Genomic DNA, 22066 nt, shown 5'->3' with positions numbered 1-22066 from the left:
TGCCGTTGGGCTGATGATGATCTCCGCGGTCGCGATGGCCGACGACGCCAGTTTCGGCCGCCAGATTGAGGGGACCTATATCCTGAAGCAGGCCAATACCACCACCCATTCAAGCTATCGGTTCACGCCCTCGGGCGGCGTTATCTGGTCGGCGTCGGACCAGAAGGAACTCGCCTATGTGCCCGCGGGCGGCGTCTGGAAACAGGTTGGCGAGCATGCCGCCGTGGCGCGTATCATCAGTTTCGAGCTGGACGACAGCGGCGTTGCCGTGATCGACATGGAGTTTAATTTTGACGAAGATTTCAGGACCGTGAGCGGCAGTTTCAAGGGCGGCATCTATCCGCCGGACGTTGATGTCAATAACATCAAGAAGAAGCCGACGCTCACGCTAAGCAACACATTTACCGGTGTCCGCCTGACCTATAACGGCGATTGAGGGCGGGGCCGGAGTCAGTCCTGCCCCTGAAGCTCCAGCTCTTCCGTCAGCGCCATCCATTTTTCCTCGGTATCCGCGAGCTTTGATTTGAGGCGGCCGATTTCGTCGCTCAATTTCGCCTGATACGCCGGGCCCTTGTCATAGGTGGCGGGGTTGGCGAGTTCGGCTTCGAGGGTTTTCTGCTGTGCCGCGAGGTCCTGCATCTGCTTTTCAAGGCGCGTGGCCTCTTTGCGTTTCGGCGCGAGGGCGGCGCGGGCCGCGGCACGGGCCTTGCGGGCCTCTTTCCCGGACAGTTTCGGCTGGCCCGGTTCGGCGTCGTTCTTGCGGTTGTTGCTGTTGCTGCCGCCGCGGGCAGCCTCCAGCACTTCCTTCTTGTAATCGTCGATATCGCCGTCATAGGCATGGACGCCGCCGTCCTTCACCAGCCACAGCCGGTCGGCGACAAGGCTGACCAGATGCGGATCATGGCTGATCAGCAGCACCGCGCCGTCATATTCGTTAAGCCCCTGAATGAGGGCCTCGCGGCTGTCGACATCAAGATGGTTTGTCGGCTCGTCAAGGATGAGCAGATGTGGCTTGTCCTGCGCCAGCAGGCAGAAGTTCAGCCGGGCCTTCTCGCCGCCCGACAGCTTTTTCACCGCGACATCGGTTTTCTGGCGCGAAAAACCGAACTGGCCGAGACGGGCGCGGATCTTCGATTCCTGCCCGTTCTCGAATTTCGCGGCAAGATGCTGGTAGGCGGTCTCGTTCGGGTGCATCTCGTCGAGCTGGTGCTGGGCGAAGAAGCCGATTTTCAGCTTGTTCGATTTCTGCATCTCGCCCGTTTGCGGGCGCAGCCGCCCGGCCAGCAACTTGGCGAAGGTCGATTTGCCGTTGCCGTTGGAGCCGAGCAGGGCGATGCGGTCGTCCATATCGATGCGCAAATCAAGATTGCGCAGGACCGAGACATTCTTCTCATAGCCGACGGCGCAGGCTTCCAGCGTTATGATGGGGGAGGACAGCTCGTCCGGCGCGGGAAAACGGAAGCTCGCCGTATGTTCCTCGACAATGCCGATGACGGGCTGCATCTTTTCCAGCATTTTCATGCGGCTCTGGGCTTGCCGGGCCTTCGAGGCCTTGGCGCGGAAGCGGTCGACGAAGGATTGCAGATGCTTGCGCTGGGTTTCCTGCTTGCGCTGGACCCCGGCGAGGAGTTCCATCTGCTCGCGGCGGGTCTTCTCGAAGAAATCATAGTTGCCGGTGTATTTCACCAGTTTCAGCTGATCAAGATGGGCGATGCTCGTCACCACATTATTGAGCAGGTCCTTGTCATGGCTGACGATGATCAGGGTGCGCTGATAGCCACGCAGGAAACTTTCCAGCCACAAGGTTGCCTCAAGGTCGAGATAGTTGCTGGGTTCGTCAAGCAGGAGCAGGTCCGGCTCGGCAAAGAGCGTGCCGGCAAGCGCCACCCGTGTCCGCCAGCCGCCGGAGAAGGACGAACAGGACCGCTGCTGCGCCTCATGATCGAAGCCGAGACCGGAGAGGATCTTGGCGGCGCGCGCCTCCGCCGTATGGGCGTCGATATCGGCAAGGCGGGTATGGATCTCGGCGATGCGGTGGCCATCAGTGGCGGTTTCCGCCTCGGTCATCAGGCGGGTGCGTTCCTTGTCGGCGCTGAGCACGGCATCAAGCAGGCTTTCGGGACCGGAGGGCGCCTCCTGCGGGAGTACGCCAAGACGGGCGCCGTTCCGTAGCTCGATAGTGCCGTCATCCTGCTGGATTTCGCCGGTGATAAGCTTGAGTAATGTTGATTTACCGGTGCCGTTGCGGCCGATCAGGCCAAACTTATGCCCGACCGGAATATGCAGCGACGCATTTTCCAGCAGTAAACGGCCCGCAATGCGGTATGTCAGATCCTTGATTTGAAGCATGGGGCACTCTCTATCAGAAAGCGCCGCGCGCCGGAAGGTGGAAAATGGTGTTTGGGCCCTAAAAAGGATCAATTGGGTTGCCGCCGTCACGCTTCCCCGCTATAAGGCCGGAAATAATCCTTTATCCCCTTGAACTAGCGAGTAGCAAAATGGCTCTAGAACGTACTTTCTCCATCGTCAAACCGGACGCGACCCGGCGTAACCTGACCGGCAAGGTCAATGCCAAGCTGGAAGAGGCCGGGCTTCGTATCATTGCCCAGAAACGCATCCAGATGACCCGCGAGAATGCGGAAACCTTTTATGCGGTGCACAAGGAACGCCCGTTCTATGGCGAATTGTGTGACTTCATGACCTCCGGCCCGGTTATCGTGCAGGTGCTGGAAGGCGAGAACGCCATTGCCAAAAACCGCGAGGTTATGGGCGCAACCAATCCCGCCGATGCAGCGGCAGGCACCATCCGCAAGGAATTCGCTGAAAGTATCGAGGCAAATTCGGTGCATGGCTCCGACAGCGCGGAAAATGCCGCCATCGAGATCGCCTATTTCTTCGCTGGCTCCGAAATCGTCGGCTAAAGCGTCTCGTTCCATTAAAAAGGCCCGCAATTTCTGCGGGCCTTTTTTTATTGCGCAAATTCGGTGTCAGGCGCCGTTTTTTACCGGGGCGGGCTTGTCGAGGAAGGTCACTGTGTCCTTCTTCCCCCGCGGGTTGTCGCTATGCTTGAGATGGCCGTCGATCTTGGCACCGGGCTCGATGCTAAGCGAGGCATGGAGAATATCGCCCCTGACCGTCGCCGTTGACGTCACGGTAATCTCGTCGCCCTTGAGGCTGCCGTTTACTTCGCCGCGAATGACGAGGGTACCCGCGTCGATATCGCCGGTGATGGTCGCGGACTGGCCGATGGTCAGGGTATTGGCCTTGATGCCGCCATTGACCTGACCGTCAATCTGGACCTCGCCTTCGGAAATCAGGTTGCCTTCAATCGTCAGGCTTTCACTGATGATCGACGGCATGGCGTTGATCTTCGGGGATTTGGTCTCGGGTTTACTATTGCTGGAAAACATGCGTTACCTCACTTTTGAAAGTCACTCGACGGCAGAGGCATTCTGGAGTTTCGGCGTCGCTTTGAACGCGTATTTTCCCGCTTTGATAAAGTTCAGCGGATCCTGATGCTCGCCTTCATAGATTATTTCGTAGTGAACATGGCGACCGGTGCTTCGACCGGTGGAGCCCATCACGCCGACTTGGGTTCTAAAATCGATTTCGTCGCCTATTTTAACCGTAATTTTCTTTAAATGGCCGTAGCGGGTCTGGAAGCCCTGACCGTGATCGATGGTGACCATGTTGCCATAGGCGCCGTTTCTCCCGGCGAAGGAAACCACGCCCGGCGCGGTCGCCAGCACCTTGGAGTTTTTGGGACCGGCGATATCGATGCCGGAATGATAGGCGGTGCGTTTGGTAATCGGGTCGCGACGGTCGCCGAAGGTGGAGGTGACGTACCCGACATCTACGGGCCGCGCGAGCGGGAGCATCTTGAGGATGGACTGCAGCGATTCCCACCGGGCGAGGCTGGCCTCCATTTTTTCGGCCTGGGTGTAGTAGTTCTGTTCGGGGCCTTGCGGCGTGCGATCTGGATTGACCGTGAACAGCGGCCCGCCCTGTCCCTCGGCATCGCCGGCACCGAGCAGCTTGTCCGGATCGAGCCCCGTGAGGACGATAATCTCGCGTAGCGCCATCACGCTTTCATTGGTGCGGTCATGGATACGGGCGATCAGGTTCTTGTTCTCGGTTGAAATGCGGCCGATGCGGGCCTGCAGATTGGACACTTCGCCGCTCAGCCGCTTTTCGGCCACGAGGCTCGTTTTGCGGTCCGCCTCAAGGTTGGCGAAGCGCAGGCGGCTGTCCTGCAGGTCCTTGTAGATCTGGTCCTTGGTTGAGGCGTAGAGATTCAGCAGCCCGCGCATGGAGGCGAGCTTCCGTTCGGTCTTCTTGTAATCGGTGGCGGCCTGATCGCGTTCCAGCGAGGTATGGAACAGCATCTTGTTGATCTGCATGACCTCCAGTTCAAGCTGTTCACGCCGGGACGCGGTTACATGCAGGCTCTCGCCGAGCGCTCGGATCCGGTCCTCCGGTGAGGTATCCTCGACATCTTTATTCGCAAGTTTCAGGGTGTTGGCCACGGCCTTGCGGTTGGAGAGGACGCCTTCGAGGCGGGCATATTGCTGGTCAAGCTCGGCCTTTGTCGCAGCGAGTTTCGATTGCGCGAGCTGGCGGTCGGTGGCGGCAGTCTGATATCGCGTTTGCAGGGCGATCAGTTCCGCCGATTGCAGGGACAGGCGCTGCGCCTTCAAGGTATCGGTTGCCATGAAAAACAGAAACAGGCCGGCGAAACCGGCGATGACCGTGATTCCCATGATCTGGATGGGGACGCTGAGGTGGAAATATTTCAGTTGCCCGTGCGTCCCGAGGATAACCTGCCGGTCCGTAAATAGCCTGTTAAATACGGCCTTCAGTTTCATGGCGTCATCCTGCTGTGATGCGATTGATCGGGTCTGTCGTGAAGTTTCCCTATAAGAACTGATTTTTTTATCAAGATCAACCGCCAAGGAAGGTGCCTAAAAATTGCCATTTTTTGTCGGTTTTTGGCGGCGATGCTGCGACAGGGGCAGGTAGTAATCGGCGGGCAATCCGGCGGATGCGCGCGCGGTTTCGTTAAACGGTGGTTTTATAAGGCCTTTAAAGTATTTTTGCACCAGCGCCTGCCAGGTCGTCCGCTGGTCGCGCTGATGAATATGGCAATGATATCGAAACCAGCGGCTGCCGATGGCGACATGACCGATTTCATCTTCCAGGATTATTTCGAGCAGCCGAACGCTCTTTTGATCGCCGATTCCGGCGAATCGGTTAATCATGGCAGGAGTAACATCGAGGCCGCGGGCCTCCAGCACCATCGGCACAATGGCAAGTCGCGAGGCGAGATCGTCCTTCGTGTCCAGCGCCGCCTCCCAGAGGCCATCATGGGCGGGAAAATCCCCATAGGCAAAGCCAAGATCAGCGAGCCGCGTCGCCAGCAGCCCGAAATGCTTTGCCTCCTCATCACCGACCTTTACCCAGTCATCGTAAAAGTCGCGGGGCAGGGCCTCGCCGGTGAAACGGGCGACCATGTCCCAGGCGAGATCGATGGCGTTCAGCTCGATATGCAGCACCGCATGCAGCAATTGCGCCCGTGCCTCTGGCGAATGGCCGCGGCGGCGCGGCATTTCCGGCGGCGTCAACAGCTCAGGGCGCGTTGGGCGGGCAGGGCGGTCCGGCGGTTGTCCCTCGCCGATCGCCATCCCGCCGTTGGAGGCCGCCCAGGCCGCCGCAGCGGTGTGACTGAGGCGGGCCTTCTCGGCCCCGTCAGCGGTGGTCAGGATACGCTGGGCGTGGGCGGCAAGCGTATCCATTTAAAGGGCGGCGGCCGCTTCCAGAACAGCTTCGACATGGTTCTTGACCTTGACCTTACGCCAGATCTCGCGAATGACACCGTCTCCATCGATCAGGAAGGTCGCCCGCTCGATCCCCATATATTTGCGTCCATACATATTCTTCTCGACCCAAACACCATAGGCCTCGCAGGTCGCACCATCGTCATCGGCGGCGAGGATCACGGACAGGTCATGCTTGGCGCGGAACTTGGCATGCTTGGCGACGCTGTCCTTCGAGACGCCGATGATCTTGACGCCAAGATTCTCGAACTCGCGGAGGCGCGCCGAAAAGCCGATGGCCTCGGTGGTGCAGCCGGGGGTGTCGTCCTTTGGGTAGAAATAGAGCACGAATTTCTGCCCCTGAAGACCGGCAAGGCTGACGTCCTCGCCGTTATCGGTGGACATGGTGAAATCCGGGGCCTTTTCGCCGATCTCGGGCATGGGTTTTCCTTCCTCATAAATGCGGCCGCAGGGGATCCCGCGCCGTTCCTGTGATTTTATATGCCTGACCGGTTTTACCCGAAGCTGCAAAATTTTCAATGGGTTGCGACAATAAAGCGGTCAGGGAGGGGCCGGAGGGCCCGGAATTACACGGTAACGTTAATTAACATGCTATATTGTTCTTGGTGTTGGAAGAAAACGCCGCACCGCTGAAAATATGCGTTTCATCCGGGGAAGGCCTTACAACCTCTTTGTTTGACAAGGAGCAATTTTTCATAAAAAGCGATATTTTCTGCTGTTTGTTAATACTAAATTTTGACTTTTTCTTTAAATTTGGCGGGGCCTCCGGGATGTGGGCGTTATTTTGTTGGAATAGCTTGAATGAATACTCAGGGTTATAAACGCGTTGGATTTGTCGTCCTCAGTATTATTCTGTTGATCAGTTTTGCTGGCGGCCTCTACTCCATAAATCTGGCACGGCAGTTCGGGGACACACAACGTCAACTGGCGATGTTCGATAAGCGCCTTGTTGAAAAAACCCGTCTCAACAATGTTCTGGAAACGGCGTTCGGCTATGGCGGGTTTATCCATAATTTCAAAAATTACGTGTTGCGTCAGGACATTGAGTACAAGCAAAACGTGGAATCGAGCTATGTTAAAATTATCGATGCCCTGAACGCATACCATAAGTTCCCTATCGGAAGCAGTGAAAAGCAGGCGTTAGACGATATCCGCGCGACAGTGAATGCCTATTGGAAAAATCTGCCGCGGACAGAGGCGCTGATTGCGGCAGGCACGCCGATCCGTGAAATCGATGCCCGGGTCCGCGTCGATGATGCCCGGGCCATTGACGGGCTGAATTTTCTGAGCGCGGTCCGCGACAGCAGTTTTTCAAAGCGATTGGAAATCGTCACCGACATGGTGGAAGTGGAGAACCGCGAAATCCTTATCATCCAGTTGACGATTGCCGCCTTTATGTTTGTTGTCATTCTGATGTTCTGGTGGATTTTCAAGTATGAGAAAGCGTGGCTGCTCGCGCAACGACGTCTCCGGGCGAGCGAAACGAAATTCCGCGAGATCATTAATAACAGCGCCGATGCCATCATTACGTCAGACGGGAATGGCCGGGCCGAGATATTCAATCGTGCCGCGGTGAAAATTTTCGGTTACGAGGCAAGTGAGATGATTGGCCAGCACGTTGCCCTGCTGATGCCGGAGGAGGAGCGTCCGCAACATGAGGCCTTTTTTCGGGCATCGTCGCCCCCGGGAAATCCTGAGGACAAGTTTCCGCAAGGATTCAGGGGGCGCCGGAAAGACGGCAGCCTGTTTCCCATCGAGATGACGGTCGCGCCCTATTATGTTAATAGCGAAATGGCCTATGTCGGTATCCTCCGCGATATCACTGAAAAGAAAAAGGCCGAGGAAATGCTGGTCAATACCATGAGAAGCGCCATCGATGCCCATAAGACCAAGAATCTTTTCATCGCTAATATGAACCATGAACTGAGGACGCCGCTCAATGCGATCATCGGCTATACGGATATTATGGTCCTGGAAATATTCGGCGCCCTGCAGCCGCCTAAATACCGCGAATATGTCGACGACATCAATGGTGCCGGACGTCATCTGCTGGCGATTATTTCCGATTTGCTTGACCTTGGGGCCATCGAGGAAGGCAAGCTGGAGCTGGAAAGGCAGGTTTTCCGGCTCGCCGAAATTGTCAATGACTCGCTCAAAATCATCATGAAACAGGCGGAACTGGCGGGGGTGACCCTGAAATACAACCCGGAGGATTTCGATGTGTCACTGTTTGCGGACGCCCGGCGGTTGAAACAGGTCCTGCTGAATGTCCTGAACAACAGCATTAAGTTCACCGAACGCGACGGTATGATCTCGATGCATTGTACGAAAGAGGACGACGCGGTTGTCATCTCGATTGAGGATACCGGGATCGGCGTCGCGGAGGAGGATATATCGATTATTTTCGAGCCTTTCCAGCAGGCGAGAGAAACTCATATGACCGCGAAAGAGGGAACCGGCCTCGGCCTGCCTCTGTCGCGAAACCTGGTGGAGCTGCATGGCGGCACCATGGAATTTAAGAGCGAGCTCGGCAAGGGCAGCTTTGTGACCATCCGGCTGCCAAACGATCATTCCGCCGCCGCCTGACCTCGCGCTACTCTTTCGGTTCGCGCAGGTATTTGCGGAACACCCTGTCGATATATTTCTGGGCCGCGGCCAGCTTGGCGGCGAGGGCATCGAAATCCTCGACTTCGCCGACCCGGGCCAGCGCCGCCTGGAGGGCGAGGGGGGATTGTTCATCCATCTTGCGGCTGCCGAGGCAGAGCTGTTGCAATCCGCTGATATTCAGGTAAAGCCCGGCAATATCGGTCAGGCGATCAGCTTCTGCCGCCGGAATCACGCCTTGTGCTTTCATGACCGCCAGGCTGTCAATTGAGTTGGGCAGCAGGATATCCGGATGCCGGGGGCCATGGGCGAGGCGCAGGTACTGGCAGATAAACTCCAGGTCCATCAGCCCGCCGACCGCATGCTTGATCGCCCAGACAGAGCCCGTCGCATATTCCTTAAGCACCCGCCGTCGCATGGTCCGGGTATCCTCGCGCAGTTTACGTGGCTCCCGCGCTGTCTGGTTGATGGCGGCAAGGACATCGGCGGCCTTCTCGCACAGTTCCCGGTCGCCAGCGACAACACGGGCGCGGGTGAGTGCGAGATGCTCCCATGTCCAGGCCTCGCTCTGGTAATAGGTCAGGAAACTGTCGAGATTGAGCGCGATCGGGCCGGATTTCCCATGTGGCCGCAGCCGCATATCCACCTCATACAGCTGCCCGTCGCCGGTGAGGGCGCTTAAACTATTGATGAAGCGCTGGCTGAGGCGGGTATAAAACAGCCCCGCCGAGATCGGCTTGGCGCCATCGGTGGTCATATTGTCCTCCGGCGTCTCGAACACGAAGATCAGGTCGGCATCGGAGCCCGGGGTCATCTGGCGGCTGCCGAGCTTGCCCATGGCGATCACCGCAAATTTGCCGCCCGGCACATCGCCGTGCTTTTCCGCCAGTTCGGCCCGCACCCGCGGGAGCAGGCTGGTGAGGACAATTTCGGCGATGTCGGAAAGCACCGGCCCGGCGGCGACGGTGGCGCCCCGGCCGCTTCCGTGATCGACATTATTCAGGATCTGCACGCCGACGCGGAACTTCATGTCATTGGTCCAGCGGCGCGCGAAATCGAGGATATCCTGGAAATCCCGCGCGGTATCGAGGATCAGTTCAAGATCGTCGCTAAGCTCGGCGAAGGGCGGCAGCGGAGCCAGAAACTCGGTATAGAGCACACCGTCCAGCAACATCGGGTTCTGGGCCAGCGTCTCCGCCAGTTCCGGCGCCATGCCCATGATCTGCGCCAACAGTTTCAGCAGGCTGGGATGGGCCTTGAACAGCGAGAATAGTTGCACCCCAGCGGGCAGTTTTTTAAGGAACACATCGAAGCGGGTGAAGGCGGCGTCAGGATTGCTGGTCTCGGCAAGCATCTCCAGCAGATGCGGCATCAACTCGGTTAGCAGTTGCTGCGACCGCACCGCTCGCGTCGCCCGGTAGCGGCCATAATGCCATTCGCGCACGGTCTGTGAAATGCCGACGGTGTCGGTGAAGCCAAGCTCGGAGAGAGAGCGGAGCGTCTCCGGGTCATCCTCGGCGCCGGTGAATACCAGCCGCCCGGCCTTGCGGTCCGGTGTTTTCTCGAACTGGAACAGGGCGTCGTAATGGCGCTGCACGGTCTCCAGCGTGGATAGCAGAACCTGGCGGAATTCGTCGGCGTTGTCGAAGCCCATGAAGACACCAAGCTTCGCAAACTCTCCCGCCTCCTCGGGCAGTAGCTGAGTCTGCTCGTCGTGGGTCATCTGCAATCGGTGTTCAAGGGTGCGGAGGAAAATATAGGCGTCGGTCAGCTCGGCCACCACCGCCGGGCGGGTCTTCCCGGCCTCCTCAAGCTGAGCGAGAGTGCCGAGTGTGGTTGGATCGCGCAAATTCGGGTTGCGCCCCCCCTCGATCAGTTGCTGGGTCTGGCAGAAAAACTCGATCTCGCGGATACCGCCGCGGCCGATCTTGATGTTATGGCCTTCCAGTGAAATCTCGGCAAAGCCCTTGTGGGTGTGGATTTGCGACTTGATGGCCTGAATATCCTCGATGGCCGCGAAATCCATGGACTTGCGCCAGATAAAGGGCGTGAGAAAGCTGACGAACTCCTCACCCGCCTCAAGGTCCCCGGCGATCGGGCGGGCCTTGATCATGGCGGCGCGCTCCCAGTTCTGGCCCTGACTTTCGTAATAGACATGGGCAGCAGCAAGCGACAGAGCAATCGGCGTCGCCCCTGGATCGGGCCGGAGCCTGAGGTCGGTGCGAAACACGTAGCCCTCACGGGTGCGCTCCTGCATCATCGTCACCAGGTTGCGGGCGATCCGGACGAAGCAGTCCGCCATCGACCGCCGTCCGCTGTAGGTGACCTTATCCGCATCGAACAGGATAACAATGTCGATATCACTGGAATAGTTAAGCTCGCCCGCGCCGAGCTTTCCCATGCCGAGCACGATCAGGCCGCTGTCCTGTGTCGGCCGCTCGGGATTGGCGAGGGTAATGTCGCCTTTCGCTGCCGCCTCTGTCAGCAGGTAGGTGCAGCACCGCTCAACCGCGGCGCTGGCAAAATCCGACAGGACCGCGGTAATTTTCATCAACTGCCAGACGTGGCCGATGTCACAGAGTGCTGTCAGCAGCGCAATGCGCCGCTTGGCAATGCGCAAATCTGCCATGATCTCGTCGCGGTCGGTCTCCGGCCTCTCCGCCAGCCGGTCATATATCCAGGTGAGGGCGGCGGCGGCGCCCTCTTCCATCAGCACGCGAAAAAGCTCGATCTCCGATATCAGGCAGGCGCTGAGGTAGCTGCTGTTGCCGAAAATACCATCGAGAATCGCACGGGCTGCCTCGCGCTTGCCAAATTCAGCAGCGAAGGCGGCATCTCCGGGCGTTGCCGCGGTAATCTGTTCCCATTCCTCCCTCCCAAGACGGAGCAGGTCGGCATCCCCCGGCCGGGGCAGCAAGCGCGCAGCATCGGCGAATGGAATTTTTTCCAGTGTTTGAATATCCTGCATTCCTAATCCGGGTTGCATGGTTTACGATATGGGTTCAATTATCGGCACAGGTAGTTCTAACACAAGTGAATTTCTCAATTGATCGTTGTAACTTCTAAAATTTTGCTGCGAGCCGCCCTGGCGGCGATCGTTCTCGTCTTTATTGCTGGAATGGTGGTCATCGCCGGACTTGCGCGCGGGCCGATGTCGCTGACCTTCCTCGGACCCTACGTTGCGCAGGCGCTGGAGAGCCAGTATCCGGAGCTCGACCTTACCTTCGGGGACCTCAAGCTCGCCTGGAACGGGCGTGACAAAAATCTTGCCGTCTCGGTCGCTGATCTTGAGATTGCAGATAATTCCCGCAAGATTGTCAGCATTCCAGATGTGATGGTGGTGTTTAGCGGCGAAGCGTTGCTGCGCGGGCGGATCGCCCCGGCGAAACTTGAGTTCAGCGGCGCGAAAATCCGCGTCACGCGGGCAAAGTCGGGGAATATCAAGCTCGGCTATGAATATTCAGTGATGAAGGAGGCGGGCACTTCGGGCGGCACGGAGCCGGAAGACGTACAGCTCGACAGCAGCTCCCGCGATGCCCTTCGCAGTATCCTGACGGAATTGAGCCGCGCGCCGGACAAGACGACCCTGACCGGGTATCTTGAGCGGTTGGAGCTGTATAATTCCTCCGTCTATATCGAGGATGAGATACTCGGCAAGTTCTGGCAGGCGACGAATACGGACCTGTTCGTCTGGCGCGAAGAGGGGGGTCTCCGCGGGCAGGCGAACGGCGATCTTAAGGTTGGTGCCCGGACCGTCTCGGTGATTGCGATTGCCGATTATGACCGGGCAACGAAACAGACCGGCATTGACGGCAGTTTCAATGCCTTGCCCTTGCAACTGATCGGCGAGCAATCGCCGGAACTGTCGATATTGACCGGCATCAAGCTGGTGCTGTCGGGCCGGGTTCATCTCGATCTTGACGAGGAGTTCGGGTTTGAAACCGTCGGTTTTGACGTCGTCGCTGATGAGGCCGGAACCATCGATATGCCGGACCTCTACAAACAGCCGCTGCCGATCGACAGCCTGTCGGTGTCCGGCGATGTATCCGGTGATTTCACGCATGTGGATATAGAAAAGATTGAGGCGACCAGCCGCGGCGCAACGGTTGCGCTGTCCGGCGCGGCTGAGCAGGCCGAGGCGGGCATCGGCCTCACCTTGCGCGGGGAGGTTCAAAATGTGCAGGCCGATGATCTTGGCCGTTTCTGGCCGTATTCCATGGCGGTCGACGGCTATAACTGGGTAACCCGCAATATCCGGGACGGGGTCGTGACGGCGGCCACGCTGCAACTCAACCTTCCCCCCGGCGCGATGGAAAGCGGGGAGCTTCCGGCGGATGCGGTCCGACTTGCCTTTAATTTGGAGGGCGTCTCGGTTGATTATTTTTCACCGTTGCCGAAAGTGACCGATATCAAGGGCCGTGGGGTGCTGACCGCTACCGACGTTGCGCTCACCGGGCTCACCGGCAAGCTCGGCGATCTTGAACTGACGTCAGACAAGGCGCGGATCTATAATTTTGACAAGGATATGCAATGGGCGGATATCAACGTCCATGTGACTGGCGCCAGCAAGGAGATATTTACGTTTCTCGATCGCGAGCCGCTCGGCTTTGCGGCGCCCTACGGTATTGATTCGGCGCGCATGACCGGCACCGGCGTTGTTGATGCCGCCTTCAAGTTTCCGCTGCGCGATGACCTCGAACTTGAGCAGGTTGATTACAGCGCCAAGGGAAATTTTGAGGGGGCCTTCATTCCCGAGGTCACCGACAGCATCGATTTATCAGATGGCAACCTGAATGTTGCGGTTGATCCCAAGGGGGTAAAGGTCGAGGGCACCGCCAGTCTCAACAAGGTGCCGGCCACGATCACGGCCCAAAGCTGGTTCACCGGCAAACAGGCCGGGCATCGCCGCTACGCCATCAAGAGTGAGCTTGATAATGCGGCACGCGTTGCACTGGATGTGGCGAGCCCTTATCTTGACGGAAAAATACTGGCGGATGTCGAGATCGAAACCGTGCCCAAGGATGGGGCATCTGGACAGGTTACCCTTGATCTCACCAAGACGAAAATCATGGCCGAGGCGATGCGCTGGAGCAAGGAAGCGGATGTTCCGGGCAAGGTGACGGCGGCGATCCGGGTGACGGAAGCGGGCAACTCGACCCTCTCTGATATCAAGGTGAGCGCCGGCAATCTATCGGCGAGCGGAGAGGCAGAACTCAGCGGCAAGGAACTCACCCGCCTGACGGTTCCGACGGTGCGCTACGGCGAGAATGATTTCGGCGTGGAATTTACTCAGACAAGCCCGGAAGTTATGACCCTCCGGATCTCCGGGCCGCAGTTTGACCTGCGCCCCTTTGTTGTCGGCACCTATGATCTCAACGAGGCCGATATCGACGGCGCGGCGGAAAGCGACCGTAAAATCAGCATAGATGTCGATTTTGACAAGATCCTTCTCGATGAAGGGCTGTCGCTGAATGGGGTCAAGGGCAACCTGCAGGCAGAGGGCAACCTGATCGTGAGCGCGATGGTGGACGGTAAATTTGGGGATGGCAAGGCGGTCAATCTCGAGATTTCCAAAACTGACGGCGCCCGCAAGGTGATCTTCCTCGCTGACGATGCGGGCTCGCTGTTTAGCGGGTTCGATTTATATGACGACCTGCGCGATGGCAAGCTGGAACTGCGAGCCACCATCGATGACACCAAGAAGGAGAGGCCAGCGACCGGGACGATAAAAATCAAGACTGTCCGGCTGGTCAATGCGCCGGTTCTGGGGAAAATCCTGACCGTGGGCTCGCTCGGCGGGATCGTTGATCTGCTGAAGGGTGAGGGGGTTGTCTTTGATACGGTGGAGGGACCGTTTAGTTACGTGAACGGCGTCATCACGACACGGGATTTCCGCGCTGTTGGCTCCATCGGCATCACCTTTACCGGCACGATTGACCAGCCCGCCGACAAGATCGATGCCTTTGGCACGGTCATTCCGTCCTATACCCTGAACTCGGTCCTTGGCAATATCCCGATCCTCGGGACCCTGCTGGTCGGTAAGAAGGGGGAGGGGATTTTCGGCTTTTCCTACAAGGTGACAGGCGGCCTTGAGGATCCGCAAACCAGCGTCAATGCGGTCTCGGCGTTGGCGCCGGGTATCCTCCGCCGCATGTTTTTCGAGCCTTGGGACCAGCCCGACGTCAAGCCCCCAACAACCTTGCAGGATAAGCGCCAGCGCCAATAACTCGGGGTTAGTGGGAGCGGGTGCCGCCTAGACGGGAACGATCAGGTAATGCCGCTTTTTGCCCGCCGAGAGCTTGATCCGGCCCTCACTGTCAAGATCGGCAAGCGAGATTTGCGCCTTTTCGTCCGTAATCTTTTCATCATTGAGCCGCGCGCCGCCACCCTTGATCAGTTTTCTGGCTTCGGAGCTGGAACTGGCAAGGCCGCAGCGCTGGAACAGGGCGAAGGCAGGAAGGCCCGCCTCAAGCTCACCTTTCGGTACTTCCAGTGTCGGTAGCCCCTCGGCGGTTGTGCCCATCTCGAAAGTCTGGCGCGCGGTTTCCGCGGCGGCTTTCGCCGCCTCAACCCCGTGGGCCATGGTGGTGCAGGCATCAGCGAGGACTTTTTTTGCCTCGTTCAGCTCCTGCCCCTCAAGTTTCTCCAGCCGCGCGATCTCTTCGAGCGGGAGGTCGGTGAACAGCCGCAGGAACCGTCCAACATCACCATCCTCGGTGTTGCGCCAGAACTGCCAATAATCATAGGCACTCAGCATATCCTCGTTGAGCCAGACGGCGCCGCCTGCGGTCTTGCCCATTTTCGCCCCCGATGACGTGGTCAGCAGCGGCGAGGTCAGGCCAAACAGGCTGAAGCCGTTAGTACGACGGCCAAGCTCGACGCCGTTGACGATATTCCCCCATTGATCGGAGCCGCCAAGCTGCAGGCTGCAGTTGTAGTTTTTCTTGAGCTCGACAAAATCATAGGCCTGCAGGATCATGTAGTTGAACTCGAGGAAGGACATGGATTCCTCGCGCTCCAGCCGCAGCTTCACGCTGTCGAACGAGAGCATGCGGTTGATGGAGAAATGCGGCCCGTATTCGCGCAAGAAAGGGATATACTCAATATGATCAAGCCAGTCAGCGTTATTGACCATGATCGCATCGGTCGGACCGTCGCCGAAGGTGAGAAACTTCTCGAACACCTTCTTGATGCCGTCCATATTGGCTTGGATCACCTCATCGGTGATGACCGGGCGGCTCTCGTCGCGGCCCGTCGGATCGCCAACCTTGGTCGTGCCCCCGCCCATCAACACGATCGGCTTATGCCCGGCCTGCTGCAGGCGCCGGAGGATCATGATCTGCATCAGGCTGCCCGCGTGCAGGCTTTTGGCCGTACAGTCGAAGCCGATATAGGCCGTGACGATTTCCTCAGCAAAGGCTTTATCCAGCGCGTCTATATCTGTACATTGATGCAGGTAGCCGCGGTCAGTGAAGACTTTCAGGAAGTCTGAGCGTAAATCGGTCATGGGAGTCACTTGTTTCCAACTGGTTGAGGGCGCGTCATCGTTTAGCACATTTAGGACAAAAATTAAAAGTGCAGGATGGGAAATGACAAATATTAGCCGGAATGACGAAGAAACACAGCGGTTTTGCGCCCTGGGCCTGATGAGCGGTACCTCGCTTGACGGGGTCGATGCGGCGATTATCGAGACCGACGGCCACCGGGTTCTGGCCCATGGCCCGGTCAGTTCCTTGCCCTATGAGCGGGACTTCCGCGCCCGCCTGCGCACAGCGCTTGGACAAAGGTCTGCGCCCGCCGATCTCATTGCCGAATTTACCCGGATGCAGGCGGCAACGGTTCTGGAACTGCTAGCGGCAAACGGCCTTGCCGCGGCAGATATCGACGTTATTGGTTTTCACGGCCAGACGATCTTTCACGACCCAGCCAATCGACTGACGGTGCAGATCGGTGATGGCCAGTTGATGGCCGAGCTGACGGGGATCAATACGGTCGCCGGCTTTCGCCTTGCCGATGTCGCGGCAGGCGGAGAGGGGGCGCCGTTTGCCCCGCTCTATCACCGGGCGCTGGCGACGGAGCTTGATGGGCCGCTGGCAGTCCTCAATCTCGGCGGCGTTGGCAATGTCACCTATATTGACGGTGAGATCGTACTGGCCTTTGATACAGGACCGGCCAATGCGCTGCTCGATGACTGGATCAACCGCCATACCGGCGCGCCATTCGATGCGGGCGGCGAGATTGCGGCGCGGGGCATTGTTGATGAGGCCCGGCTTGCCCGGCTGCTCGATCATCCGTATTTTGACCTCACGCCGCCGAAAAGCCTCGATCGTGATCAGTTTCCTGTGGCCGCGGTTGTGGAGGGGCTCAGCCTTGAGGCGGGGGCCGCGACGCTGCTGCGTTTCACCAGCGAGAGCATCCGCCGGGCGCTCCGGCATTTGCCGGGACGGCCGAGGCGCTGGCTGCTGACCGGAGGCGGCCGCAAGAACCCCGAACTGGTGCGCCTGATTGGCGAGGCTGTCGGCGCCCCGGTCGATCCGGTGGAGGCAGTGGGATGGCGCGGTGACGACCTTGAGGCGGAAGCCTTCGCCTTTCTTGCCGTCCGCTCACTCAGCGGTTTGCCGCTCAGCCTGCCGACAACGACGGGGGTGCCGTCGCCGATGACCGGCGGGACATTCTATGCCGCGCCGACCGGCCATGCCACCACGAACGGGCGGCGCGTCTCCGCCTGAGGGGGAAGAGAGGTCAGTCTTCCTCGTCGGTAAGGCGCTGGTCGAGATAGGCGTCGACGGACAGCATCAGGGCCGCGTGGTTGTTTTCGAAGAAATGGTCGGCATTCTCGATCTCGTCATAATCGATGGTGATACCCTTCTGCGCCTGTAGTTTCTCGACCAGCTTCTTGGTATCTTTCTGCGGGACCAGCTTGTCCTTGTCGCCATGAATAATGATGCCCGAGGACGGGCAGGGCGCAAGGAAGGAAAAGTCATACATATTGGCGGGTGGGGCGACGGAAATAAACCCGGCAATCTCCGGCCGCCGCATCAGCAGCTGCATGGAAATCCACGCGCCAAAGGAAAATCCACCGATCCAGACGGCGGGGGCGTTGGGGTTATGGGTCTGCATCCAGTCGAGCGCGGAGGCGGCATCGGAGAGCTCGCCAATGCCATGGTCATAGTCGCCCTGGCTGCGGCCAACGCCGCGGAAATTAAACCGCAGCACCGAGAAGCCGCGCTTCTTGAAGGTCGTGAACAGGTGGTAGACGACCTTGTTGTTCATGGTCCCGCCATATTGCGGATGCGGGTGCAGGACGAGGGCGAGCGGGGCATTGGGGACTTCTGAATGATGATAGCGGCCTTCAAGGCGACCTTCAGGTCCATTAAAAATAACGTCTGGCATTGATATTCTGGTTCCTAAAAACAGGTTCGGTATCGCGCTGGAATTCGCCTTTTGCGGCTCAGCATCCTTATCGTCTATAATCATGCGGCTGTCGGTGACCGGCGATACTGGTCTTGACGGTACCGGTTATATACATATATCTGGATGAAGTGGGCGCTTATTTAAACCTCAGGTGAATTCCGCTACAAGAGCGGCACAATACAGAAAGTAAGGCCAGATGTTCAAGCATTTAAGCGAAGAAATTGCCTGCGTGATGGAGCGAGACCCCGCCGCGCGCAGCAAATTTGAGGTTGCGCTGCTCTATGCAGGCTTTCATTCCATCGTTATTCACCGCATGGCCCATTGGCTTTGGCAACGCAACTGGCGCATTCTGGCGCGGCTGTTGTCACAGTTCAGCCGCTTCCTCACCGGTATTGAAATTCATCCCGCAGCGGTCATCGGGCGCAAGTTCTTCATCGACCATGGCATGGGCGTTGTCATTGGGGAAACCGCGGAAATCGGCGATAATGTGACCCTGTATCACGACGTAACGCTGGGCGGGGTAGCCCCCTCAATCGATTCCGATTCCCAGCGCGGCGTCAAACGCCATCCAACGCTGAAAGATGGCGTCATCATCGCCTCGGGAGCGCAGATCATCGGCCCGATTACCATCGGTCGATGCGCCCGTGTCGGGGCAAACTCCGTGGTGCTGAAAGATGTCCCGGAGAGGACGACCGTGGTCGGCGTTCCGGCGCGCGCCGTCAACAGTGCCCATAAAACCCCGACCGACGAGAGATTCGCCGCCTACGGTGTTGGCAGTACGGAGCTTTCCGACCCGGTTTTCAAGGTTATGGATGGCCTCCTCGACAAGGTTCAGACACTCTCCATGCGGGTCGAGGAACTAGAACGCGAGGCGGCCGCCAGAGACGCGACGCCGCCGGCCGCGCTCAAAGCCGGAAAAAAGACCGATGGGACCGCAGCACATAAAGGGAAGGCCGACCAGTAGCCTCGACGATGACGGCGGCGGGCGGCATTTCGAATGAGAAATTTGAATGAGAAACGGGAAAACCTTGTCGGCGCTGCCGGCAGGGTTTATTTTGTAATGTCATGGCAGAGAGTATCTATCTAGACTTCAATGCGACCGCCCCGATCCGGCGCGAGGTGATTGACGCGATGGTCGCCGTGATGGCCGCAGGGGGCAATCCCTCCTCAGTTCACCACAAGGGCCGCACGGCGCGCAACCGGATGGAGGACGCGCGGCGCCAGCTTGCGGCGCTGATCCATTGTAAGCCGCCGGAAATCATCTTCACCTCCGGCGGGACGGAAGCCAATAATTTTGCCCTTGGGGCATTCCCCGACCGCCGCCTGATTGTCTCAGCGCAGGAGCATGATTCTGTGTTGGCCCCGGCCTCGCCGCGCGCGCCACAACTATTGCCGGTCGGTGAAAATGGGCTTGTCGATCTCGATATTCTTGAAAGCTGGCTGGCGGGGACCGCCGCCCCGGCGCTGGTCTCGGTGATGTATGCCAATAACGAAACCGGAGTGATCCAGTCGATTGCCGCGATTGCCGCGATGGCTCACGCACATGGCGCGCTGCTGCATTGTGATGCCATTCAGGCAGTCGGCAAGATCGTTGTTGATTTTGCTGGGCTCAAAGTTGATATGATGTCGGTCTCGGCGCATAAATTTGGAGGCCCGCAAGGCGCGGGTGCTCTCGTCGTGCGCGAAGGGCTGGTGATCAACGCGGCAGTGACGGGCGGCGGGCAGGAACTCGGTCGCCGGGCGGGCACGGAGAATGTCGCCGGGATTGTTGGTTTCGGCGTCGCGGCGGCGCTCGCGGAGAAAGAACTGGAACCATACGCTGATGTCATCCGTTTGCGTCAGATGATGGAAGCAAGGTTGCTCGACATTTCCCCCGAAAGCCGCGTCTATGGTCAGCAGGCAGAGCGATTGCCCAATACCTGCACCGTGTCTATGCCGGGCGTTCCCGCCGACCTACAGGTTATGAGCCTTGATCTTGCCGGTATTGCGGTGAGTGCCGGGTCCGCCTGTTCCTCGGGCAAGGTCAAGGCCAGCCATGTCTTGAAGGCCATGGGTGCCGGGGACGACGAGGCGGGGACGGCCATCCGGGTCAGTCTCGGCCCGACGACGACAGTTGAGGAGATAGAGGCCTTTATCGAAAGCTGGGGACAGCTGTACCAGCGCAAGTCCCCGAGATTTGCCGCCTAGACAGCAGGCGGTGGTCGCGTTAAGAAGATCAGACTAATTTCAGGAGTCCGCGTATTCATGCCGAAAATGACCTTTATCAAGCCCGATGGCAGCCGACTGGAAGTTGACGCTCCCCTTGGGGCGACGATTCTGGAGATCGCCCACAAGAATAATCTTGCGCTTGAAGGCGCCTGTGAAGGCAGCCTCGCCTGTTCCACCTGCCATATCATCGTCGCCGATGAGGATTTCGAGCGCCTGCCCGAGGCGAGCGAAGATGAAGAAGATATGCTCGATCTCGCCTATGGCCTGACCGCCACCTCACGTCTTGGCTGCCAGATACAGATTACGGAGGAACTGGACGAACTTGTCGTCACTTTGCCCGACGGGTCCAATAACATGCTGGTGTAATGACCGGTTCGCTGTTTGAACGGCTGAAATCGGCGAACGCGGCGGCCTGGACGGATTATACGCAGCACGACTTCGTGCTTGGCCTGCAGCGGGGGGATTTGCCGGAGGCAGCCTTTCGCCAGTATCTCAAGCAGGACTACCTGTTCCTGATCCAGTTCGCCCGCGCCTATGCGCTTCTCATTTATAAATCACCGTCGCTGGGTGACATGCGCGCCGCCGCCGGGGTGTTGCAGGGCCTTATCGATGTCGAGATGCAGATGCATGTCCGTTATTGCGCGGACTGGGGGATCGATGCCGCCACTCTCGAAACCCTCGACGAGGCGCCGGAGACCATCGCCTATACGCGCTATGTGCTGGATCAGGGAATGGCGGGGGATGTGCTCGATTTGATGGTGGCGCTCAGCCCGTGCGTGATCGGCTATGGCGACATCGGCGCAGCGCTCCAGCACAGCGACGAGACGCTCAAATCCGGCAATCCCTACCTGTCCTGGGTCGACATGTATTCGGGCGAGGAGTATCAGGAGGTGGCGAGGAGCGCGCGGGCGCAGCTCGATGCCCTTGCTGATGCGCGAATGACGGAAGCCCGCTTCCCGGAGCTATCACGGATTTTCGCGCGGGCGACGACGCTGGAATCAGGTTTCTGGCAAATGGGACTTGATGCGGCCGGGCCTGAAGATCGCCAACCCTAATCCTGAACGCCATCCTTCACGTTCCAGGCGACCGTATAATCCCGGATATAATCGCTATGCGTGACGAGGCCGTCGGTATCATGCCAGTAATGCAGCAGATATTCCGGCGGTTCCTTGACGGTCGCAAGCTCGTTTTTCTCCCCAAGCAGAAGCTGGACCTGATGCGAGGTTGAGGGGCATGTCTGCACGAGGGTGCCGGCCATCAGCCGCTGGATCGACCGGTGCAGATGCCCGCAGAGGACCCGCTCGATATGCGCATGGCGACCGATCACCTCGGCGAAGGCTTTGGCATCGACCAGCCCCATGCCGTCCATGCTGACAAGGCCGGTGGCAAACGGCGGGTGATGGAGGAAGACAATCACCCTGCGGCGGGTTTCCGCGGCAAGTTCCGCGTCCAGCCACTTGAGCTGCTCCGGGCCGAGCAGCCCTTGCGGCTTGCCGGGCAGGTTGGTGTCGAGGCAGATCAGCTTGAGCGGCCAGCCATCCACTACGTACCGAAGATGGCCGTGTCTGGGCAGGTAGTCATGGTCGGGAAACACCTGGCGCAGGTTGTCGCGGTCGTCGTGATTACCGGCAAGCAGGTAGGTTGGGAATTTGAACTCGGCGATGATCTCCCGCAGCAGTTCATATTCCGCGACCAGACCTGAATTCACCAGATCCCCGGTCAGGAACACAAGGTCGGGCACATTGACGCTTTCATTGACATGCCGGACGGCCGCGGTCAGTCGGTCCGCCGTATGATAGAGGTTGGAAAATTCTTCTCCCGGAACCGAGACATGGCAATCGCTCAACTGGGCTATCAGCATCGGGTCAGCCTTTTCCTTTGGCAACGGACAGCATGTCCTGAGTACGGAAAAATTTCCGCCGCGGCGAGGAGGCCGGGGCGCGGGCAACCTCGGCGGCGTCGATCTTCTTCCAATCCTCGAACGAGACAGCCTGGATATTCTTCTC

18 protein-coding genes are annotated in these 22066 nt (G+C 58.7%); 9 read left to right on the top strand and 9 right to left on the bottom strand.

The genetic code is table 11. The features are described 5' to 3' along the window. A partial coding sequence (locus ACESNI_RS15260) for a hypothetical protein (RefSeq protein WP_373088510.1) occupies window positions 1-436 on the top strand: 436 nt, incomplete at its 5' end. A gap of 14 nt (window positions 437-450) precedes the next feature. On the opposite strand, the gene ACESNI_RS15255 is transcribed toward ACESNI_RS15260, so the two are convergent. After that, entirely contained in the window at window positions 451-2349 is a 1899-nt protein-coding gene (locus ACESNI_RS15255; protein ID WP_373088508.1) for an ABC-F family ATP-binding cassette domain-containing protein, read from the bottom strand. Between the two features lie 149 nt (window positions 2350-2498). On the opposite strand from ACESNI_RS15255, the gene ndk reads away from it, so the two are divergent. Then, on the top strand, window positions 2499-2921 hold the full coding sequence (gene ndk / locus ACESNI_RS15250) for a nucleoside-diphosphate kinase (RefSeq protein ID WP_373088506.1): 423 nt from the start codon (window positions 2499-2501) through the stop codon (window positions 2919-2921). A gap of 66 nt (window positions 2922-2987) precedes the next feature. Here ndk and ACESNI_RS15245 read toward each other — a convergent pair whose 3' ends face one another. The 4 genes from ACESNI_RS15245 to bcp all read right to left on the bottom strand — a co-directional run bounded on the left by ACESNI_RS15245 (window position 2988) and on the right by bcp (window position 6254). Then, window positions 2988-3410, bottom strand: coding sequence for a polymer-forming cytoskeletal protein (locus ACESNI_RS15245; RefSeq protein ID WP_373088504.1), 423 nt, complete (start codon window positions 3408-3410; stop codon window positions 2988-2990). 21 nt (window positions 3411-3431) lie between these two features. Further along, window positions 3432-4865, bottom strand: coding sequence for a peptidoglycan DD-metalloendopeptidase family protein (locus tag ACESNI_RS15240; RefSeq protein ID WP_373088502.1), 1434 nt, complete (start codon window positions 4863-4865; stop codon window positions 3432-3434). A gap of 96 nt (window positions 4866-4961) precedes the next feature. Further along, window positions 4962-5792 (bottom strand): ferritin-like domain-containing protein, encoded by an 831-nt coding sequence (locus tag ACESNI_RS15235; protein WP_373088499.1) that lies wholly within the window; start codon window positions 5790-5792, stop codon window positions 4962-4964. Next, the gene (gene bcp / locus ACESNI_RS15230; RefSeq protein WP_373088497.1) at window positions 5793-6254 is read right to left on the bottom strand and encodes a thioredoxin-dependent thiol peroxidase; all 462 of its coding nucleotides are present in this window, start codon (window positions 6252-6254) and stop codon (window positions 5793-5795) included. A gap of 381 nt (window positions 6255-6635) precedes the next feature. Between bcp and ACESNI_RS15225 the strand changes: the two genes are divergently transcribed. Further along, a complete protein-coding gene (locus ACESNI_RS15225; RefSeq protein WP_373088493.1) occupies window positions 6636-8420 on the top strand; it encodes a PAS domain-containing sensor histidine kinase in 1785 nt (594 codons plus the stop codon). Window positions 8421-8427: 7 nt separating this feature from the next. On the opposite strand, the gene ACESNI_RS15220 is transcribed toward ACESNI_RS15225, so the two are convergent. Then, the gene (locus ACESNI_RS15220) at window positions 8428-11406 is read right to left on the bottom strand and encodes a bifunctional [glutamine synthetase] adenylyltransferase/[glutamine synthetase]-adenylyl-L-tyrosine phosphorylase (protein ID WP_373088490.1); all 2979 of its coding nucleotides are present in this window, start codon (window positions 11404-11406) and stop codon (window positions 8428-8430) included. A 78-nt stretch (window positions 11407-11484) separates the two neighbouring features. Between ACESNI_RS15220 and ACESNI_RS15215 the strand changes: the two genes are divergently transcribed. Then, window positions 11485-14664 carry a DUF3971 domain-containing protein gene (locus ACESNI_RS15215; RefSeq protein ID WP_373088488.1) on the top strand — a complete coding sequence of 1060 codons (3180 nt, stop codon included), beginning with the start codon at window positions 11485-11487 and terminating at the stop codon, window positions 14662-14664. A 27-nt stretch (window positions 14665-14691) separates the two neighbouring features. Here ACESNI_RS15215 and tyrS read toward each other — a convergent pair whose 3' ends face one another. Next, window positions 14692-15945, bottom strand: a complete 1254-nt coding sequence (gene tyrS, locus ACESNI_RS15210) for a tyrosine--tRNA ligase (RefSeq protein ID WP_373088486.1) — start codon at window positions 15943-15945, stop codon at window positions 14692-14694. 82 nt (window positions 15946-16027) lie between these two features. Between tyrS and ACESNI_RS15205 the strand changes: the two genes are divergently transcribed. Then, complete coding sequence (locus ACESNI_RS15205) at window positions 16028-17167, top strand: anhydro-N-acetylmuramic acid kinase (protein ID WP_373088484.1); 1140 nt, start codon at window positions 16028-16030, stop codon at window positions 17165-17167. A 13-nt stretch (window positions 17168-17180) separates the two neighbouring features. Here ACESNI_RS15205 and ACESNI_RS15200 read toward each other — a convergent pair whose 3' ends face one another. Then, the gene (locus ACESNI_RS15200; protein ID WP_373088482.1) at window positions 17181-17831 is read right to left on the bottom strand and encodes an alpha/beta hydrolase; all 651 of its coding nucleotides are present in this window, start codon (window positions 17829-17831) and stop codon (window positions 17181-17183) included. A gap of 217 nt (window positions 17832-18048) precedes the next feature. Between ACESNI_RS15200 and cysE the strand changes: the two genes are divergently transcribed. The 4 genes from cysE (at window position 18049) to tenA (ending at window position 21115) form a co-directional block, all read left to right on the top strand. Beyond that, window positions 18049-18816: a serine O-acetyltransferase gene (gene cysE / locus ACESNI_RS15195; protein WP_373088480.1), complete on the top strand. Its 768-nt coding sequence runs from the start codon at window positions 18049-18051 to the stop codon at window positions 18814-18816. A 101-nt stretch (window positions 18817-18917) separates the two neighbouring features. Next, the gene (locus ACESNI_RS15190; RefSeq protein ID WP_373088478.1) at window positions 18918-20039 is read left to right on the top strand and encodes a cysteine desulfurase family protein; all 1122 of its coding nucleotides are present in this window, start codon (window positions 18918-18920) and stop codon (window positions 20037-20039) included. Between the two features lie 57 nt (window positions 20040-20096). Continuing rightward, on the top strand, window positions 20097-20426 hold the full coding sequence (locus tag ACESNI_RS15185) for a ferredoxin family 2Fe-2S iron-sulfur cluster binding protein (protein ID WP_373088476.1): 330 nt from the start codon (window positions 20097-20099) through the stop codon (window positions 20424-20426). Then, window positions 20426-21115 carry a thiaminase II gene (gene tenA / locus ACESNI_RS15180; RefSeq protein WP_373088474.1) on the top strand — a complete coding sequence of 230 codons (690 nt, stop codon included), beginning with the start codon at window positions 20426-20428 and terminating at the stop codon, window positions 21113-21115. The genes ACESNI_RS15185 and tenA overlap by 1 nt, the downstream gene beginning before the upstream one ends. Here the strand turns inward: tenA and ACESNI_RS15175 are convergent. Further along, a complete protein-coding gene (locus tag ACESNI_RS15175; RefSeq protein WP_373088471.1) occupies window positions 21112-21945 on the bottom strand; it encodes a phosphodiesterase in 834 nt (277 codons plus the stop codon). The two genes, tenA and ACESNI_RS15175, sit on opposite strands and share 4 nt — an antisense overlap. Window positions 21946-22066: the final 121 nt, after the last annotated feature.

The sequence above is a fragment of the Sneathiella sp. genome, assembly GCF_041689005.1.
Taxonomy (GTDB): domain Bacteria; phylum Pseudomonadota; class Alphaproteobacteria; order Sneathiellales; family Sneathiellaceae; genus Sneathiella.
This window is presented reverse-complemented; position numbering and strand designations above follow the sequence as displayed.

Excerpts from the sequence above, each read along its gene's own strand:
- ACESNI_RS15255 (WP_373088508.1), bottom strand. The coding sequence starts at position 2,349 with ATGCTTCAAATCAAGGATCTGACATACCGCATTGCGGGCCGTTTACTG.
- ndk (WP_373088506.1), top strand. The coding sequence starts at position 2,499 with ATGGCTCTAGAACGTACTTTCTCCATCGTCAAACCGGACGCGACCCGG.
- ACESNI_RS15245 (WP_373088504.1), bottom strand. The coding sequence starts at position 3,410 with ATGTTTTCCAGCAATAGTAAACCCGAGACCAAATCCCCGAAGATCAAC.
- ACESNI_RS15240 (WP_373088502.1), bottom strand. The coding sequence starts at position 4,865 with ATGAAACTGAAGGCCGTATTTAACAGGCTATTTACGGACCGGCAGGTT.
- ACESNI_RS15235 (WP_373088499.1), bottom strand. The coding sequence starts at position 5,792 with ATGGATACGCTTGCCGCCCACGCCCAGCGTATCCTGACCACCGCTGAC.
- bcp (WP_373088497.1), bottom strand. The coding sequence starts at position 6,254 with ATGCCCGAGATCGGCGAAAAGGCCCCGGATTTCACCATGTCCACCGAT.
- ACESNI_RS15225 (WP_373088493.1), top strand. The coding sequence starts at position 6,636 with ATGAATACTCAGGGTTATAAACGCGTTGGATTTGTCGTCCTCAGTATT.
- ACESNI_RS15220 (WP_373088490.1), bottom strand. The coding sequence starts at position 11,406 with ATGCAGGATATTCAAACACTGGAAAAAATTCCATTCGCCGATGCTGCG.
- tyrS (WP_373088486.1), bottom strand. The coding sequence starts at position 15,945 with ATGACCGATTTACGCTCAGACTTCCTGAAAGTCTTCACTGACCGCGGC.
- ACESNI_RS15205 (WP_373088484.1), top strand. The coding sequence starts at position 16,028 with ATGACAAATATTAGCCGGAATGACGAAGAAACACAGCGGTTTTGCGCC.
- ACESNI_RS15200 (WP_373088482.1), bottom strand. The coding sequence starts at position 17,831 with ATGCCAGACGTTATTTTTAATGGACCTGAAGGTCGCCTTGAAGGCCGC.
- cysE (WP_373088480.1), top strand. The coding sequence starts at position 18,049 with ATGTTCAAGCATTTAAGCGAAGAAATTGCCTGCGTGATGGAGCGAGAC.
- ACESNI_RS15190 (WP_373088478.1), top strand. The coding sequence starts at position 18,918 with ATGGCAGAGAGTATCTATCTAGACTTCAATGCGACCGCCCCGATCCGG.
- ACESNI_RS15185 (WP_373088476.1), top strand. The coding sequence starts at position 20,097 with ATGCCGAAAATGACCTTTATCAAGCCCGATGGCAGCCGACTGGAAGTT.
- tenA (WP_373088474.1), top strand. The coding sequence starts at position 20,426 with ATGACCGGTTCGCTGTTTGAACGGCTGAAATCGGCGAACGCGGCGGCC.